At 70.7% G+C, this 16109-nt stretch carries 16 protein-coding genes; 3 read left to right on the top strand and 13 right to left on the bottom strand.

Going from position 1 to position 16109, the window contains the following annotated elements:
- Positions 1-4: 4 nt before the first annotated feature.
- The 12 genes from nuoK to DDE18_RS13825 all read right to left on the bottom strand — a co-directional run bounded on the left by nuoK (position 5) and on the right by DDE18_RS13825 (position 11557).
- Positions 5-298 (bottom strand): NADH-quinone oxidoreductase subunit NuoK, encoded by a 294-nt coding sequence (gene nuoK, locus DDE18_RS13880; protein WP_116572835.1) that lies wholly within the window; start codon positions 296-298, stop codon positions 5-7.
- Positions 295-1113 carry an NADH-quinone oxidoreductase subunit J gene (locus tag DDE18_RS13875; RefSeq protein ID WP_116572834.1) on the bottom strand — a complete coding sequence of 273 codons (819 nt, stop codon included), beginning with the start codon at positions 1111-1113 and terminating at the stop codon, positions 295-297. Before DDE18_RS13875 ends, nuoK begins: the two co-directional genes overlap by 4 nt.
- A complete protein-coding gene (nuoI, locus tag DDE18_RS13870; RefSeq protein ID WP_116572833.1) occupies positions 1107-1652 on the bottom strand; it encodes an NADH-quinone oxidoreductase subunit NuoI in 546 nt (181 codons plus the stop codon). The genes DDE18_RS13875 and nuoI overlap by 7 nt, the downstream gene beginning before the upstream one ends.
- The gene (gene nuoH / locus DDE18_RS13865) at positions 1649-3031 is read right to left on the bottom strand and encodes an NADH-quinone oxidoreductase subunit NuoH (protein WP_116572832.1); all 1383 of its coding nucleotides are present in this window, start codon (positions 3029-3031) and stop codon (positions 1649-1651) included. The genes nuoI and nuoH overlap by 4 nt, the downstream gene beginning before the upstream one ends.
- Positions 3028-5472: an NADH-quinone oxidoreductase subunit G gene (locus tag DDE18_RS13860; RefSeq protein ID WP_116572831.1), complete on the bottom strand. Its 2445-nt coding sequence runs from the start codon at positions 5470-5472 to the stop codon at positions 3028-3030. Before DDE18_RS13860 ends, nuoH begins: the two co-directional genes overlap by 4 nt.
- Positions 5469-6779, bottom strand: a complete 1311-nt coding sequence (gene nuoF / locus DDE18_RS13855) for an NADH-quinone oxidoreductase subunit NuoF (protein ID WP_165821153.1) — start codon at positions 6777-6779, stop codon at positions 5469-5471. The genes DDE18_RS13860 and nuoF overlap by 4 nt, the downstream gene beginning before the upstream one ends.
- On the bottom strand, positions 6776-7495 hold the full coding sequence (gene nuoE / locus DDE18_RS13850) for an NADH-quinone oxidoreductase subunit NuoE (protein ID WP_116572830.1): 720 nt from the start codon (positions 7493-7495) through the stop codon (positions 6776-6778). The genes nuoF and nuoE overlap by 4 nt, the downstream gene beginning before the upstream one ends.
- A gap of 52 nt (positions 7496-7547) precedes the next feature.
- Complete coding sequence (locus DDE18_RS13845; RefSeq protein ID WP_116572829.1) at positions 7548-8909, bottom strand: NADH-quinone oxidoreductase subunit D; 1362 nt, start codon at positions 8907-8909, stop codon at positions 7548-7550.
- Complete coding sequence (locus DDE18_RS13840) at positions 8909-9718, bottom strand: NADH-quinone oxidoreductase subunit C (RefSeq protein ID WP_116572828.1); 810 nt, start codon at positions 9716-9718, stop codon at positions 8909-8911. Before DDE18_RS13840 ends, DDE18_RS13845 begins: the two co-directional genes overlap by 1 nt.
- Before the next feature lie 14 nt (positions 9719-9732).
- Positions 9733-10287 (bottom strand): NuoB/complex I 20 kDa subunit family protein, encoded by a 555-nt coding sequence (locus DDE18_RS13835; protein WP_116572827.1) that lies wholly within the window; start codon positions 10285-10287, stop codon positions 9733-9735.
- Between the two features lie 6 nt (positions 10288-10293).
- Positions 10294-10653: an NADH-quinone oxidoreductase subunit A gene (locus DDE18_RS13830; protein ID WP_116572826.1), complete on the bottom strand. Its 360-nt coding sequence runs from the start codon at positions 10651-10653 to the stop codon at positions 10294-10296.
- A 208-nt stretch (positions 10654-10861) separates the two neighbouring features.
- A complete protein-coding gene (locus DDE18_RS13825; RefSeq protein WP_116572825.1) occupies positions 10862-11557 on the bottom strand; it encodes a demethylmenaquinone methyltransferase in 696 nt (231 codons plus the stop codon).
- Between the two features lie 123 nt (positions 11558-11680).
- Between DDE18_RS13825 and DDE18_RS13820 the strand changes: the two genes are divergently transcribed.
- Together DDE18_RS13820 and DDE18_RS13815 are read left to right on the top strand one after the other, a co-directional pair.
- Positions 11681-12694 carry a L,D-transpeptidase family protein gene (locus DDE18_RS13820; RefSeq protein WP_245916698.1) on the top strand — a complete coding sequence of 338 codons (1014 nt, stop codon included), beginning with the start codon at positions 11681-11683 and terminating at the stop codon, positions 12692-12694.
- Positions 12695-12729: 35 nt separating this feature from the next.
- Positions 12730-13986, top strand: a complete 1257-nt coding sequence (locus DDE18_RS13815; protein ID WP_245916697.1) for an isochorismate synthase — start codon at positions 12730-12732, stop codon at positions 13984-13986.
- Between the two features lie 46 nt (positions 13987-14032).
- Here DDE18_RS13815 and DDE18_RS13810 read toward each other — a convergent pair whose 3' ends face one another.
- On the bottom strand, positions 14033-14674 hold the full coding sequence (locus DDE18_RS13810) for an MBL fold metallo-hydrolase (protein WP_116572897.1): 642 nt from the start codon (positions 14672-14674) through the stop codon (positions 14033-14035).
- A gap of 195 nt (positions 14675-14869) precedes the next feature.
- Here DDE18_RS13810 and DDE18_RS13805 point away from each other — a divergent pair, with 195 nt between their 5' ends.
- Complete coding sequence (locus tag DDE18_RS13805) at positions 14870-16072, top strand: glycoside hydrolase family 16 protein (RefSeq protein WP_116572823.1); 1203 nt, start codon at positions 14870-14872, stop codon at positions 16070-16072.
- Positions 16073-16109 lie beyond the last annotated feature (37 nt).

The following is a 16109-nucleotide window of genomic DNA, read 5'->3' as shown; positions in this document are numbered from 1 at the left end:
CCCCTCAGTACTTCAGCAGGCTCGCGTCGTCGACCGAGGCCGAGCGACGGGTGCGGAAGATGGTCATGATGATGGCGAGCCCGACCACGACCTCGGCGGCGGCGACCACCATCACGAAGAAGGCGGCGACCTGGCCGTCGAGGTTGCCGTGCTGCTTCGCGAAGGCGACGAAGGCGAGGTTGCAGGCATTGAGCATCAGCTCGACGCACATGAAGACGACGATGGCGTTGCGCCGGGTCAGCACGCCCACGCAGCCGATCGTGAAGAGGATCGCGGACAGGACGACGTACTGGGTCACTTGACGTCCTCCGTGGTGGTGGCGGGTGCCGAGGACTTGCCGGACCGCTCGGGCATCTCGGTCGGGTCGACGCCGAGCTGCTTGCGCACCTCGTCGATGTCGTCGGCCAGGGCCGGGGCCGAGCGGACGGTGCCGCGGGCGGCGAGCACCCGGTTGACCGACAGCTCCGAGGCGGTGCCGTCGGGGAGCAGGGCCGGGGTGTCGACGGCGTTGTGGCGCGCGTAGACGCCGGGCGCGGGCAGCGGGCCGGGGTGCTTGCCGGTCTCGGCGTAGTCGCGCATCCGCCGGGCGGCGAGGGCGGCCTGGCCCTCCTTGGGCGTGAGGCGCTCGCGGTGTGCCAGCACCATCGCGCCGATCGCCGCGGTGATGAGCAACGCGCTGGTGGCCTCGAAGGCGAAGACGTAGCGCGAGAACAGGATGTTGGCGAGCTGCTGGATGTTGCCGCCCTCGTTGGCGGACTCCAGGCCGACCGCAGTGCCGAGGGAGACCTGGCTCAGGGCGACGACCAGGAGCGCGCCGAGCAGCAGGCCACCGAGCGCCGCCAGCACCCGCTGGCCACGGATCGTCTCCACCACCGAGTCGGAGGCGTCGACGCCCACGAGCATCAGCACGAAGAGGAAGAGCATCAGGATGGCGCCGGTGTAGACGATGATCTGGACGGCAAAGAGGAACGGCGCCTCGAGCACGGCGTAGAGCACCGCGAGGCTCGTCATCACGACGGCGAGCAGCAGGGCCGCGTGCACGGCCTTGCGGACGAACAGGATGCCGAGGGCGGCGGCCACCATCACGGGCGCGAGGATCCAGAAGGTCACGATGCGCTCCCCTCACCCGTGCCGACGGCGCCGCGGTAGTAGTCGCGCTCGGTGGCGCCGGCCCGCATCGGGTGTGGCGGCTGCTCCATGCCGGGGAGCAGCGGGGCCAGCAGGTCGGACTTCTCGTAGATCAGGTCGGCCCGGTTGTCGTCGGCGAGCTCGTACTCGTTGGTCATCGTCAGCGCGCGGGTCGGGCACGCCTCGATGCACAGGCCGCACAGGATGCAGCGCAGGTAGTTGATCTGGTAGACGCGGCCGTAGCGCTCCCCGGGGGAGAACCGCTCCTCCTCGGTGTTGGAGGCGCCCTCGACGTAGATGGCGTCCGCCGGGCACGCCCAGGCGCACAGCTCGCAGCCGATGCACTTCTCCAGCCCGTCGGGCCAGCGGTTGAGCTGGTGCCGCCCGTGGAACCGCGGGGCGGTGGGCAGCTTCTCGAAGGGGTACTGCTCCGTGACCACCTTCTTGAACATCGTCCGGAAGGTCACGCCGAACCCGGCGACCGGGTCCCAGAACTGTTCCTTGAGGGTCTTGGGCTCGCTCACTCGTTGTCTCCCTCGCTGGTGGTGCCGACGGTGGTACGCCGATCGGCGAAGGTCAGCGGGCGCGCGGCACCGCGCACGGGGCCACCCGGGGGCAGGGGCGGCACGGGGAAGCCGCCGGCGAACGCGTCGACCGGGGCCTGGGGCTCCTCGCGCTCGGGCGTCTTCTCCTCGGCCGTCCGGTCGCCGACGAAGAACAGCACGACGAAGAGCGCCAGGAGCACGCCGATCGCGCCGAGCACGTAGGAGCGGTCGATCGCCTCGCCGGTGGACACCACCCGGATCGTCGCCACGGCCACGATCCAGGCCAGCGAGATCGGGATCAGGCGCTTCCAGCCGAACGCCATGAACTGGTCGTAGCGCAGGCGGGGCAGCGAGCCGCGGAGCCAGATGAAGAAGAAGATGAAGAGCAGGACCTTGCCGAAGAACCACAGCAGCGGCCAGTAGCCCTCGTTGGCGCCGTCCCAGATCGAGATCGGCCAGGGAGCCCGCCAGCCGCCGAGGAACAGCGTCGTGGCCAGCGCGGACACGGTCGCCATGTTGATGTATTCGGCCAGGAAGAACAGCGCGAACTTGAGGCTGGAGTATTCGGTGTGGAAGCCGCCGACCAGCTCCCCCTCGGCCTCGGGGAGGTCGAAGGGCGCACGATTGGTCTCGCCGACCATCGAGATGACGTAGATGACGAACGAGGGCAGCAGCAGGAACGCGAACCAGCCGGGGATCGGCACGTCGAGGCCGAGCAGGTCGAACGAGCGGGTGCTGGCCTGGGCGGCCACGATCTCCGAGGTCGACATCGAGCCGGCGTAGAGGAAGACGGCGACGAGCGCGAGGCCCATCGCGACCTCGTACGAGATCATCTGGGCGCTCGAGCGCAGGCCGCCGAGCAGGGAGTAGGTCGAGCCGGAGGACCAGCCGCCGAGCACGATGCCGTAGATGCCGATCGAGGCGATCGCCATCACGAAGAGCACCGCGACCGGCATGTCGGTCAGCTGCAGCGGTGTGGTGCGGTCGGTGAAGGGCAGGTCGACCACGGGCCCGAAGGGGATCACCGAGAACGTGACGAACGCCGGGATGGTGGCGATCACGGGCGCGAGGACGAAGACCACCTTGTCGGCGGCCTTCGGGATGATGTCCTCCTTCAGCGCCAGCTTGACGCCGTCGGCCAGCGACTGCAGGAGGCCGAAGGGGCCGTGCACGTTGGGACCGATGCGGTGCTGCATCCGGGCCACGACGCGGCGCTCCAGCCAGATGTTGAACAGCGTCAGCAGCACCAGGACCAGGAAGATCAGCAGGGTCTTGACCAGGATCAGCCACCAGGGGTCCTTGCCGAATGCCGACAGGTCGTCGACCAGGGGCAGCACCCCGAGCGCGAGCGGCGTCATCGCGTGCCCTCCTTCTTGGCAGCCTTCAGGGTGACCGGGGAGCCGGGCGACGCGAGGTCGGCCAGCACGCCGAGCCCGAACGAGTTGGCGGGCACCCAGACCACGCCCTCGGGCAGGTCGGCGACCTCGAGCGGCAGGGTGACCGCACCGCGGTCGCCGGTGAGCGTCGCGTTCGGCTCGCCGGCGGTCGCGCCGGCCAGCTCGTCGTACGTCGCCTGCGCGACGCGGGCGACCGGCTTGCGGGCGGTCTCCCGCAGGTAGGGGTCGCCGTCCTGCATCGAGCCGAGGTCGATCAGCTGCTTCCAGGTGGCCAGCGCCAGCGAGCCCGGCTTCGCCCTGGGCGTGCGCGGCGGCTTGCCGGCGTCCATGGCGGGTCGGGGGCCGTCCCACGGGCCGAGCTGCTCCATCTCGGCACGGACCTCCGGGACGGTGCGGAAGCCGAGCGACCGGCCGGTGCCGAGCAGCTCGAGCTCCTCGGCGATGCCCGCGAGGATCCGCAGGTCCGGCAGCGAGCCGGGGTTGGAGAAGGCAGCCTCGAACGGGCGCGGCCGGCCCTCCCAGGTCACGAAGGTGCCGGCCTTGTCGGTGACCGGGGCGACCGGGAACACCACGTCGGCCGCCCGGGTCACGTCGGTGTGGCGCAGCTCGAGGCTGACCACGAAGGGCGCGGCGTCGAGGGCGGCACGGAAGGCGGCCGGGTCACGGGTGTCGTCGGGGTGGACTCCGCCCACGACGAGTCCGCCGAGCTGGCCCTTGGCCAGCGCGGCGATGATCGCGTCGCCGTCGCGTCCGGGAGCCTCGGGCAGCGAGTCGGTGCCCCAGGCAGCGGCCACGTCGACCCGCGCCGACGGGTCCGAGACGGGGCGGCCTCCGGGCAGCAGCACCGGCAGGCAGCCGGCCTCGACCGCACCTCGGTCCCCCGCGCGACGCGGCACCCAGGCGAGCCTGGCCCCAGTGGTGCGGGCCAGCTCGACGGCGGTCGTCAGCGCGCCGTGCGTCGCGGCGAGCCGCTCGCCCACCAGGATCACGCCGCCTGTGTCCAGCGCCGTCTCCCCGTCCGAGGCGAGGGCGGCCAGCGCGTCGGCCTCGCCGCCGGGGGCGGTGCGGATGAGCCGGCCGTGCATCTTGGCGAGGCCACGGGAGGTGTAGGGGGCGATCGAGACGACCTTGGTCCTGCCGGCGCGTGCCGCCTTGCGCAGGCGCAGGAAGATCGTGGCGGCTTCGTCCTCGGGCTCGAGCCCGGCGAGCACGACGACCGAGGCGCTCTCGAGGTCGGCGTACGACACCTCACCCGACAGGGCGACGTGCGCGGCCAGGAAGGACGCCTCCTCCGCGGTGTGCGGGCGCGACCGGAAGTCGATGTCGTGGGTGCCGAGCGACACGCGGGCGAACTTCGCGTAGGCGTAGGCGTCCTCGGCGGTGAGCCGCCCGCCGGTCAGGACGCCGACTCCGCCCGCGGCCTGGAGCCCGCGGGCGGCGACCGCGAAGGCCTCCGGCCAGGAGGCCGGCCGCAGCTGGCCGTCGTCGTCGCGGACCATCGGGTAGGTGATCCGGTCGGACTGCTGCGCGTAGTGGAAGGCGAACCGGTCCTTGTCGCTGATCCACTCCTCGTTGACCTCCGGGTCGTCGCCGGCGAGGCGACGCATCACCTTGCCACGACGGTGGTCGACGCGGATGGCGGCGCCGCAGGCGTCGTGCTCGGCCACGCCCGGCGTGGAGACGAGGTCGAAGGGGCGCGAGCGGAAGCGGTATTCGGCCGAGGTCAGCGCACCGACCGGGCAGATCTGGATCGTGTTGCCGGAGAAGTAGGACTCGAACGGCTCGCGCTCGTAGATCGCGACCTGCTGGAGGGCGCCGCGCTCGGCGAGGGCGATGAAGGGGTCACCGGCGATCTGCTCGGAGAAGCGGGTGCACCGGGCGCAGAGCACGCACCGCTCACGGTCGAGAAGCACCTGCGCGGAGATGTTGATCGGCTTGGGGAACGTGCGCTTGACGCCCTCGAACCGGGACTCTCCCCGCCCGTTGGACAGCGCCTGGTTCTGCAGGGGGCACTCGCCGCCCTTGTCGCACACCGGGCAGTCGAGCGGGTGGTTGATGAGCAGGAACTCCATCACGCCCTGCTGCGCCTTGTCGGCGGCCGGGCTGGTGGCCTGCGTGTTGACCACCATGCCCTCGGCGACCGGGAGGGTGCAGGAGGCCTGGGGCTTGGGGATGGGCCGGCCGTTGCCCGCGTCCGGTACGTCGACCAGGCACTGCCGGCACGCACCGACGGGCGCCAGCAGCGGGTGGTCGCAGAAGCGCGGGATCTGCACGCCGATCTGCTCGGCGGCGCGGATCACCAGGGTGTCCTTGGGGACGCTGACCTGGATCCCGTCGATGGTCAGTGAGACCAGGTCGGTCTGCGCCATCTCGGTCCTGGTCTTCTCGGGCGTGGTCGTCATGCCGTGGCTCCCGTCGTGGCGAAGACCGTCGACGCGGCGGGGTCGAACGGGCAGCCACCGTGCTCGAGGTGAGCGAGGTATTCGTCGCGGAAGTACTTGATGGAGCTGGAGATCGGGCTCGTCGCGCCGTCGCCGAGCGCGCAGAATGAGCGGCCCAGGATGTTGTCGCACTGGTCGAGCAGCATGTCGAGGTCGGCCTCGCTGCCCTCGCCGTCCTCCAGGCGGGCGAGCGTCTGCACCAGCCACCACGTGCCCTCACGGCACGGGGTGCACTTGCCGCACGACTCGTGCTTGTAGAACTCCGTCCAGCGCAGCACCGCGCGCACCACGCACGTGGTCTCGTCGAAGAGCTGCAGGGCCCGGGTGCCGAGCATGGAGCCGGCCGCGCCGACCCCCTCGAAGTCGAGGGGTACGTCGAGGTGCTCGGGCGTGAGCAGGGGCGTGCTCGAGCCCCCCGGGGTCCAGAACTTCAGCTCGTGGCCCTCGCGCATGCCGCCGGCCAGCTCGATGAGCTGCCGCAGGGTGATGCCCAGCGGCGCCTCGTACTGACCGGGACGGGTGACGTGGCCGGAGAGGCTGAAGATGCCGAAGCCCTTGGACTTCTCGGTCCCCATCGAGGCGAACCAGTCGGCACCGTTGCCGATGATGCTCGGCACGGAGGCGATCGACTCGACGTTGTTGATCACCGTCGGGCTGGCGTAGAGGCCGGCGACCGCGGGGAACGGCGGACGCAGGCGGGGCTGGCCTCGGCGGCCCTCGAGGCCCTCCAGCAGGGCGGTCTCCTCGCCGCAGATGTAGGCGCCGGCGCCGGCGTGGACGACGATGTCGAGGTCGTAGCCGGAGCCGTGGATGTTCTTGCCGAGGTGTCCGGCGAGGTAGGCCTCCTGGACCGCGCGCTGCACGCGGCGGATGACGTGGAGGACCTCGCCACGGATGTAGATGAACGCGTGGTTGGCCCGGATGGCGTAGGAGCTGATGATGACGCCCTCGACCAGGGTGTGCGGGCTGGCCATCATGAGCGGGATGTCCTTGCAGGTGCCCGGCTCGGACTCGTCGGCGTTGACGACGAGGTACTTCGGCTTGGGGTTGTCCTGGGGGATGAAGCCCCACTTCATGCCGGTCGGGAAGCCGGCGCCGCCGCGGCCACGCAGGCCGGAGTCCTTGACCGCGCTGATGATGTCGTCTGGGGCCATCGTGAGCGCGTTGCGCGCCGCCGAGTAGCCGCCGCGGTCCTCGTAGGCGGCCAGCGTCCAGGACCGGTCCTGGTCCCAGTTGTCGGTCAGGACAGGGGTCAGGATGTGGGTCACTTGGTCTCCTCCGTGGGCTGGACGGCCTTGGAGGCACCGGCCTCGGGGGCGGTCCAGCCCCGCTCGCGGGCGATCCCGAGCCCGACCAGGGATGCCGGCCCGGCCGCCGGACCCTCGTCCGCGCGGTCGTCGGGGAACCCGGCGAGCACGCGCTCGGCCTCCCGCCACGTGCACAGGCGCGGACCTCGTGTCGAGTGGACCTCCTTGCCGGCCCGCAGCTCGTCGACGACCTGCACCGCGGACTCCGGCGTCTGGTTGTCCATGAACTCCCAGTTGACCATCATCACCGGCGCGTAGTCGCAGGCCGCGTTGCACTCGATGTGCTCGAGGGTGATCTTCCCGTCCTCGCTCGTCTCGTCGTTGCCGACCCCGAGGTGCTCCTTGAGCCGGGCGAAGATCGCGTCGCCGCCCATCACCGCGCACAGCGTGTTGGTGCAGACGCCGACGTGGTAGTCGCCCACGGGCTTGCGCTTGAACATCGTGTAGAACGTCGCGACGCCGTTGACCTCGGCAGCGCTGAGGCCGAGGATCTCGGCGCAGGCCTCGATGCCCTCGGGCGTGATCCGGCCCTCCGCGGACTGCACGAGGTGGAGCATCGGCAACAGGCCGGAGCGGGCCTGCGGGTATCGGGCCGCGATCTGGCGCAGCTCCCTCCAGGTCTGCTCGGTGAGACCGGTCTCGTCCTCGGTGAAGCGGTCAGGTGGCAGCGGGCTCATCCCTGAATCGCCCCCTCGGTCGCTCGCTCGTGCCTCGCTCGGCTCGGTCGGGTCATCGGTCGACGCCTCCCATCACGGGGTCGATGCTGGCGATCGCCACGATGACGTCGGCGACCATGCCGCCCTCGCTCATCACGCTCGTCGCCTGGAGGTTGGTGAACGACGGGTCACGGAAGTGGGCGCGGAACGGTCGGGTGCCGCCGTCGGAGACGACGTGGGCGCCCAGCTCGCCGCGGGGCGACTCGACCGGCACGTAGGCCTGGCCCGCAGGGACCCGGAAGCCCTCGGTCACCAGCTTGAAGTGGTGGATCAGCGCCTCCATCGACTCGCCCATGATGTGGCGGATGTGGTCGAGGGAGTTGCCCATGCCGTCGGAGCCGATCGAGAGCTGGCTGGGCCAGGCGATCTTCTTGTCGGCCACCATCACGGGCGCGCCCTCCAGCCCGGCGAGCCGGTCGGCGCACTGCTCGACGATGCGGAGCGACTCGTGCATCTCCGCGAGCCGCACCCGGAACCGGCCGTAGGAGTCCGCGGTGTCCCAGGTGATCACGTCGAAGTCGTAGTCCTCGTAGCCGCAGTAGGGCTGCGTCTTGCGCAGGTCCCACGGGTAGCCCGCGGAGCGGAGCGGCGGGCCGGACAGCCCGAGCGCCAGGCACCCGGCCAGGTCGAGGTGGCCGACGCCTTCGAGGCGGGCCTTGAAGATCGGGTTGGCGTTGCAGAGCGCGGCGTACTCCGGCAGCCGCTTCTTCATCAGCGCCACGAAGTCGCGGATCTCGTCGAGCGCGCCCGGCGGCAGGTCCTGGGCGACACCGCCCGGCCGGATGAAGGCGTGGTTCATCCGCAGCCCGGTGATCAGCTCGAACAGGTCGAGGACCAGCTCGCGCTCGCGGAAGCCGATGGTCATCACCGTCAGGGCGCCGATCTCCATGCCACCGGTGGCGATGCAGACCAGGTGGGAGGAGATCCGGTTGAGCTCGGAGAGCAACACCCGCATGACCTGGGCCTTCTCGGGCACCTGCTCCTCGATGTCGAGTAGCCGCTCCACGCCGAGCGCGTAGGTGAGCTCGTTGTGGAAGGGCGCGAGGTAGTCCATCCGCGTGCAGAACGTCGTGCCCTGCACCCAGGAGCGGTACTCCATGTTCTTCTCGATGCCCGTGTGCAGGTAGCCGATGCCGCAGCGGGCCTCGGTCACCGTCTCGCCCTCGAGCTCGAGGATCAGCCGGAGCACGCCGTGCGTCGACGGGTGCTGGGGACCCATGTTGACGACCACGCGCTCCTCGGCCTGGTCGCCGAGGCCCTGGGAGATGGAGTCCCAGTCCTGACCGGTCACCGTGAAGACCCGGCCCTGGCTGGTGTCGCTCGGGTCGGCGTAGAAGTCCTGGGAGCCTTCGCTGGTCGAGGTGGTCGTTGCCATCAGTTGTAGGACCTCCGCTGGTCCGGCGGCGGCACGGAGCCGCCCTTGTACTCCACGGGGACGCCGCCCAAGGGATAGTCCTTGCGCTGCGGATGGCCCGGCCAGTCGTCGGGCATCAGGATGCGGGTGAGCGCGGGGTGGCCGTCGAAGACGATCCCGAACATGTCCCACGTCTCGCGCTCGTGCCAGTCGAGGGTCGGGTAGACGCTCACGAGCGACGGCACGTGCGGGTCGGCGTCGGGAACGCTGACCTCCACGCGGATCCGCCGGTTGTGGGTCATCGAGAGCAGGTGGTAGACGGCGTGCAGCTCGCGGCCGGTGTCCTCGGGGTAGTGGACACCGCTGACGCCGGAGCAGAACTCGAAGCGCAGGGCCTCGTCGTCGCGCAGCATCTGGGCGACGAACGGGAGGTCCTCGCGGCGGACGTGGAAGGTGATCTCTCCGCGGTGGACGACGACCTGCTCGATGGCCGCGGTGAGCTCGGTCTGGGCCAGCCTGGCCTCGAGCGCGTCCGCGACCTCGTCGAACCATCCGCCGTACGGACGCTGCGTCGCGCCGGGGAAGACGACCGGCTTGACGAGCCCGCCGTAGCCGGAGGTGTCGCCGGGGCCGCGGACGCCGAACATGCCGGTGCGTACGCCGACGACGCGCACCTCCGTCCCCTCGCTGGTCAAGGCCGTCGAGACCGGGACGTTCTCCGGCGACTGCGAGGGCGCCGGCTGCTGGACCGTCTCGCGCTTGTCACTGTCGCCCTCGCTCACCGGGCTGGGCCGCCCCTGCGCAAGGTCGTCGAGGGGCTTGTCGCCCATGGGCTTGTCGTCATTCACCGAAGCAGGCCCTTCATCTCCGAGGTGGGGAGGGCGCGCAGGGCGTCGGTCTCCAGCTGCTCGATCTGGGCGTGGCGGTTGCTGCCGAGCTTGCCGTGCTGCACCTGGTCGTGGAGCTTGAGGATCGCGTCGATCAGCATCTCCGGCCGCGGCGGGCAGCCGGGCAGGTACATGTCCACGGGGACGATGTGGTCGACGCCCTGGACGATCGCGTAGTTGTTGAACATGCCGCCGCTGCTGGCGCACACGCCCATGGCGAGCACCCACTTCGGCTCGGCCATCTGGTCGTAGATCTGCCGGAGGACCGGCGCCATCTTCTGGCTCACCCGGCCCGCGACGATCATCAGGTCGGCCTGGCGCGGGCTCGCCCGGAAGACCTCCATGCCGAAGCGGGCGAGGTCGTACTTCGGGCCACCGGACGTCATCATCTCGATGGCGCAGCAGGCCAGGCCGAACGTCGCTGGCCAGAAGGAGGCCTTGCGCATGTAGCCCGCGACCCCCTCGACGGTGGTCAGCAGCACTCCGCTCGGGAGCTTCTCCTCAAGACCCATGTCAGATCAGTCCCAGTCCAGTCCGCCGCGGCGCCACACGTAGGCGTAGGCCACGAACACGGTCGCGATGAACAGCACCATCTCGATCAGCCCGAAGAGCCCCATGGCGTCGAAGTGCACGGCCCACGGGTAGAGGAAGATGATCTCGATGTCGAAGACGATGAACATCATCGCGGTGATGTAGTACTTCACCGGGAAGCGGCCACCGCCGACCGGCTGGGGCGTCGGCTCGATGCCGCACTCGTAGGAGTCGAGCTTGGCCCGGTTGTAGCGCTTCGGTCCGGTGAGCGCACTCACCACGACCGAGAAGATCGCGAAGCCCGCCGCGAGGAGGGCCAGCGCCAGCACTGGCGTGTAGAGCTCCATGCCGATCCTTCCTCGTCACCAACGTCCACGCGGTGCCGCTACACGCCCGCCATGTGACCTTGTGAACCTCTTCACTTGGGGGCGCGGCCCACAGTCTAGGACTCGACGTGTCGCGCGTCACGCGTGGGTCGTACGGCGGCGCGTCAGGCCCTTGCGGGGTGCTGATTGCGCCTCCGGCAGGACCTCGCGAGCTCGGCCTACCTCCGGCTCACTCCTCGGCTACGGCGCGGTGCAGCGCGACGATGCCGGCACTCAGGTTGCGCCACTCGACGCTGCCCCAGCCGGCCTCCGCGACCAGGTCGGCGAGGCCCTGCTGGTCGGGCCAGGCGCGGATCGACTCGGCCAGGTAGACGTAGGCGTCCGGGGCGGAGGACACCGCCCGCGCGATCGGCGGCAGGGCCCGCATCAGGTACTCGACGTAGGCCGTGCGGAAGGGCGCCCACGTCGGGTGGCTGAACTCGCAGACGACCAGCCGGCCGCCCGGGCGGGTGACCCGGCGCATCTCGCGCAGTCCCGCGAGTGGGTCGACGATGTTGCGCAGGCCGAAGGAGATGGTGACCGCGTCGAAGGTGCCGTCGCGGAACGGCAGGCGGGTGCCGTCACCCGCGGTGAAGGGCAGTTGCGGCCGCGCGGCCTTGCCGACCCCGAGCATCCCGAGGGAGAAGTCGCACGGCACGACGAGCGCGCCGCGGTCGGCGAACGGCTCACTGGAGGTGCCGGTGCCGGCGGCCAGGTCGAGGACGCGGTCGCCGGGCCGCGGGTCGACGGCGTCCAGCACGACCTTGCGCCACCGCCGGTCCTGCCCCAGCGACAGCACGTCGTTGGTCACGTCGTAGCGCTTGGCCACGGTGTCGAACATGCGACGCACGTCGCTCGGCTGCTTGTCCAGGTCTGCTCGGGCCACCGCTCGAGCCTAGTGGGAGGCGACCCGTCCGCTCGTCCCGAGTCCCGGAGGCAACCCGGACGGGCGGTCGTGCGTCGTTATGCTCGACGAGGCCGGACATCGTCGTCATATGGGGAGACCACCGTGCCCGACAGCTCAATGCTCGCGCCCAGGCTCCGCGCCGTGGCGATCGCGTTCCTCGTGCTGGCCTGCCTGGCGGCGCCGGCCCTCACGGCCGTCCCTGCCGCCTCGGCGACGGCGTCGGCCGGCGACCGCTTCGAGGTGATGCGCTACGGCGACACCGGCTGGCGGGTCCGGGTGCTGCAGAGCCGCCTCCACCAGCTCGGCCTCCACTCGGAGGTCATCACGAGCCGCTTCGACGCGGCCACCCGCGCCGGCGTACGCACGTTCCAGGCCCGCCGCGCCTGGGAGGTCACCGGACGCGTCGACAAGCGCACCTGGCGCAAGCTCGTCGCGGTGACCGAGAAGCCCACGACGGAGGCGCTGCACAACGTCTACACGCCCGGCCCCGCGATCCTGAAGCCCGGGGACAGCGGGTGGAAGGTGCGCCAGCTGCAGGCCCGCCTCAAGCAGGTGCGGTGGTACGACGGCAAGGTCACCGGCGACTACGGCGACTCGACCGTCGCCGCCGTGAAGGGCTTCCAGAAGAAGCGACGGATCCCGGTCACGGGCGAGGTCGACCGCCGCACCCTGGACCGCCTGCACGCGATGACCCGTGAGCCCACGAAGGCCGAGCTGTTCAACATCGTGCCGTCCGGCCCGCGGCTCGACCCTCGGTGCACGACCGGTCGCGTGCTCTGCATCGACAAGACGTCCAGGTCGCTGCGCTGGGTGGTGGACGGCAAGGTGCTCGAGGGCTTCGACGTCCGCTTCGGCAGCGACGAGCTGCCGACCCGGGAGGGTTCGTTCGCCGTCTACCGCAAGTCCCGTGACCACGTGAGCAGCCTCTACGACACCCCGATGCCCTACGCGATGTTCTTCTCCGGCGGGCAGGCGGTGCACTACTCCCCCGACTTCGCGGCGACCGGTTACAACGGCGCGTCGCACGGCTGCGTCAACGTCCGCGACTACGCGGGCATCCGGTGGCTCTTCGACCGCGTCCGGATCGGTGACCGGGTCATCATCTACTGGTCCTGAACAGGCCCCGGCACCCCCAGCGTAGGCTCCGCCCCGTGACGAGCCCCGTGACCACACCGGCTGCCGGCGAACCGCTGGTCGTGCGCACCCGGTTGGTGGATCCTACGCTCGGGCAGTCCCTGCTCGACCTCCTCCCCGCGGAGTCGCCGCTGACCTGGCTGCGTCGAGGCGAGGGCCTGGTCGGCTGGGGCGTGGCCGCGAGGGTGCGCACCAGTGGGCCGACCCGCTTCCGTGACGCCGACAAGTGGTGGGCCGAGACGACGGCCCGCGCCACGGTGCACGACGAGGCGATGGAGCCGGGCACCGGGCTGGTGGCGTTCGGCTCCTTCGCGTTCGCCGACGACCCCGGCGACTCGGTGCTCGTCGTGCCCCGCGTCGTGGTCGGCCACCGCGGCGGTCGCTCGTGGGTGACCACGGTGGGCGACGACGTACCGCTCCCCACGCCGGTGGCGCCGCCCGCGCCGCCGCGCGACCTGGTCTTCTCCGACGGCGCGCGCAACGGGGAGGAGTGGATGACGGTCGTCGCTGACGCCGTCGGGCGGATCAGCGAAGGCACCCTCGAGAAGGTCGTCCTCGCCCGCGACCTCCTGGCCGTCGCCAGCGCCCCGGTCGACGTCCGGTGGCCCCTGCGACGACTGGCCGAGGACTACTCGATGTGCTGGACCTTCCACGTCGACGGGCTCTTCGGCGCGACGCCGGAGATGCTGGTGCGCCGCGAGCGGGGCCTGGTGACGTCGCGGGTGCTGGCCGGGACGATCCGCCGCACCGGTGACGACGAGCGAGACCTGGCGCTCGCCGCGACGCTCGCCCGCTCGTCGAAGGACCTCGAGGAGCACGAGTACGCCGTGCGCTCGGTCGCCGACGCGCTGGAGCCGCACTGCTCGTCGATGAACGTGCCGGAGGCCCCGTTCGTCCTGCACCTGCCGAACGTGATGCACCTGGCCACCGACGTGAACGGCGTCGTGCACGACGCGGCCACGGTCTCCTCGCTGCAGCTCGCCGAGGCACTGCACCCCAGCGCCGCCGTCGGTGGGACGCCCACGCCCGACGCCGTCGCCCTGATCGGTGAGATCGAGGGCATGCCGCGCGGCAGGTACGCCGGGCCGGTCGGCTGGATGGACGCGAGCGGCGACGGCGAGTGGGGCATCGCGCTGCGCTCCGGCGAGGTCGACGGCGCGACGGTGCGACTGTTCGCCGGATGCGGCATCGTGGCCGACTCGGACCCCGAGGCCGAGCTGGCGGAGTCGCAGGCCAAGTTCGTGCCCGTGCGCGACGCACTCGGCACCGACTGACAACTTGCCCGGCGGTCGAGGAGGCGGGGCGGCGCCGTCTCGAAGCTCACCAGGCGACGTCGGTGCCGTCCGCAAGCCGCTCGTAGCGCTGGCCGGCCGGGGGCAGGAACTTGTCCAGGTGGCCGTCGATGATGCCGAGGCCCGCCTCGGAGTAGATCCGGTCGTGGATGGCGAGGTTGCGGGGGGCGCCGACGTCGCGGGCGAAGTCGATCGCCTCCGAGGCCTTCAGCCACGGGGCGCTGACCGGCAGGCAGAGGAGGTCGACGTCGGTGCCGGGGGGCGTCAGGGCGTCACCGGGGTGGTAGGCCCGCACGTCGCCGAGCTCCAGCAGGTAGCCGCTGTTGTGGAAGCGCGGGAACTCCGGGTGGATGACGGCGTGCAGCTCGCCGACCGCGGTCACCGGCAGCCCGGCCTCGAAGCGCTCGCCCGGCGCCACCACGGTGACCCGCTCCGCCACGTCGGGCGCGTCCTCGCGGAGCCGGTCCGCGACCGCGCCGATCGTCCACACGGGCACGTCGACCGAGCGCAGGTGGTCCGGGTGGTAGTGGTCGGGGTGCTCGTGCGTGATGAGCACGGCGGTCGCTCCGGCAAGGGCCGCGGGGTCGGTGTACACCCCGGGATCGACCACGACGGCGGCGTCGCCGTGCTCGAACCGGACGCACGCGTGTCCGAACTTCGTGATCCGCATGCCCCCAGCGTAGGTCCGCGGCTCCTGCGTCATGACCTGTGTCACACGTCGTCCGCTCATGGCAGGGCCTGGCTCGCCCCCATTGAGGTGTTCCTTGGGAGATGTGCCACACGCGCGGTTAAGGTGTTTGGGCCCTCCGATGGGTTGCACATGCCTGGGGGAAGACAACCGCACCCGAACGAAGAGAGAATCTAGATGTCTGGACGCCGCGTGCTGGCCACAAGCCTGGCCGCACTGCTGATGCCCGCATCGCTGGTGATCGCCACCGAGGCGAGCTCCGCCAGCGACGACACGACCGTGACCACGAGTGCCCGGCAGGCCAAGCAGCGCGTCAAGCTGCAGGCACTGCCTCAGATCGTCCAGCAGGGCAAGGGTGAGGCCAGCGCCAACAGCGCCAAGGCCGGCATCACCGCCACGATCAAGCCCGCCAAGGTCGGCCGCCCCGCCCAGCTGCAGATGAAGTCCGGCAGCAAGTGGAGGACGGTCAGCAAGACCAGGCAGAACAGCAAGGGCCGCTTCGAGTTCGCGGCGAAGGCCTCCAAGAACGGCAAGGCGATCGACTACCGCGTGGTCGGCCTGCCCTACAAGGGCCTCGGCAAGGTGACCAGCAAGTCGGTCAGCACCCAGCGCTGGCTGAGCCCGAGCTGGACCGACGAGTTCTCCGGCAGCACCCTCGGCGCGCAGTGGAGCCACCGCGCGACCGACTACTCCCCCGAGAGCCTGCGAGCCTGCTCCAAGGCCTCCCCGGCCGCCGTCAAGGTGAGCGGCGGCGCGGTGCACCTGAGCGTGATGAAGGACCCCGCCCGCAGCGACAAGTGCGTCGCGAAGAAGGACGGCAGGTCCACCGGTAGGTACGCCTATCGCGTCAACGGCCACATCGGCGCCGAGGGCCACGTCTCGATCAAGTACGGCTTCGCCGCCGCGCGCATCAAGACGCACAAGCGCCGCGGCCAGCACGGCGGCTTCTGGATGCAGCCCGCCGCGTCGGTCGCCGGGGCCACCAACCCCAAGCTGACCGGTGCCGAGATCGACGTGATCGAGTACTTCGGTGACAAGCACCCGCAGGGTGGCCTCACCAGCTTCATCTACTCGAAGAACAGCAAGGGCCAGGACGTCAAGACCGGCTCGTGGATCAAGAACCCGACCTCGTTCCTGAAGAACCGCAGGGACGGCTGGTCGAAGAACTACCACGTGTTCTCCGTCGAGTGGACGCCCCGCATGTACATCTTCCGCATCGACGGCAAGGAGACCTGGCGCACCAAGGTCGGCGTCTCGGGCCAGCCCGAGTTCCCGATCCTGAGCCTCCTCGCCTCGGACTACGAGATCAGCCAGCTCGGTGGCGACAGCAGGCTGCCGCAGACCATGCACGTCGACTGGATCCGCCTCTGGCAGGCCTGATCGGCTTCGGCTGAACAGCCACGATGCGCCGCCACCC

Origin of the sequence: Nocardioides gansuensis, from assembly GCF_003076135.1 — a bacterium.
GTDB classification, from domain to species: Bacteria; Actinomycetota; Actinomycetes; order Propionibacteriales; family Nocardioidaceae; genus Nocardioides; species Nocardioides gansuensis.
This window is presented reverse-complemented; position numbering and strand designations above follow the sequence as displayed.

What these genes read in the sequence shown, in the direction of transcription:
- DDE18_RS13805 (WP_116572823.1), top strand. Translation starts at nt 14,870, where the DNA reads ATGTCTGGACGCCGCGTGCTGGCCACAAGCCTGGCCGCACTGCTGATG.
- DDE18_RS13840 (WP_116572828.1), bottom strand. Translation starts at nt 9,718, where the DNA reads ATGGGCGACAAGCCCCTCGACGACCTTGCGCAGGGGCGGCCCAGCCCG.
- DDE18_RS13810 (WP_116572897.1), bottom strand. Translation starts at nt 14,674, where the DNA reads ATGCGGATCACGAAGTTCGGACACGCGTGCGTCCGGTTCGAGCACGGC.
- DDE18_RS13835 (WP_116572827.1), bottom strand. Translation starts at nt 10,287, where the DNA reads ATGGGTCTTGAGGAGAAGCTCCCGAGCGGAGTGCTGCTGACCACCGTC.
- DDE18_RS13845 (WP_116572829.1), bottom strand. Translation starts at nt 8,909, where the DNA reads ATGGCAACGACCACCTCGACCAGCGAAGGCTCCCAGGACTTCTACGCC.
- DDE18_RS13860 (WP_116572831.1), bottom strand. Translation starts at nt 5,472, where the DNA reads ATGACGACCACGCCCGAGAAGACCAGGACCGAGATGGCGCAGACCGAC.
- nuoE (WP_116572830.1), bottom strand. Translation starts at nt 7,495, where the DNA reads ATGAGCCCGCTGCCACCTGACCGCTTCACCGAGGACGAGACCGGTCTC.
- DDE18_RS13830 (WP_116572826.1), bottom strand. Translation starts at nt 10,653, where the DNA reads ATGGAGCTCTACACGCCAGTGCTGGCGCTGGCCCTCCTCGCGGCGGGC.
- nuoH (WP_116572832.1), bottom strand. Translation starts at nt 3,031, where the DNA reads ATGACGCCGCTCGCGCTCGGGGTGCTGCCCCTGGTCGACGACCTGTCG.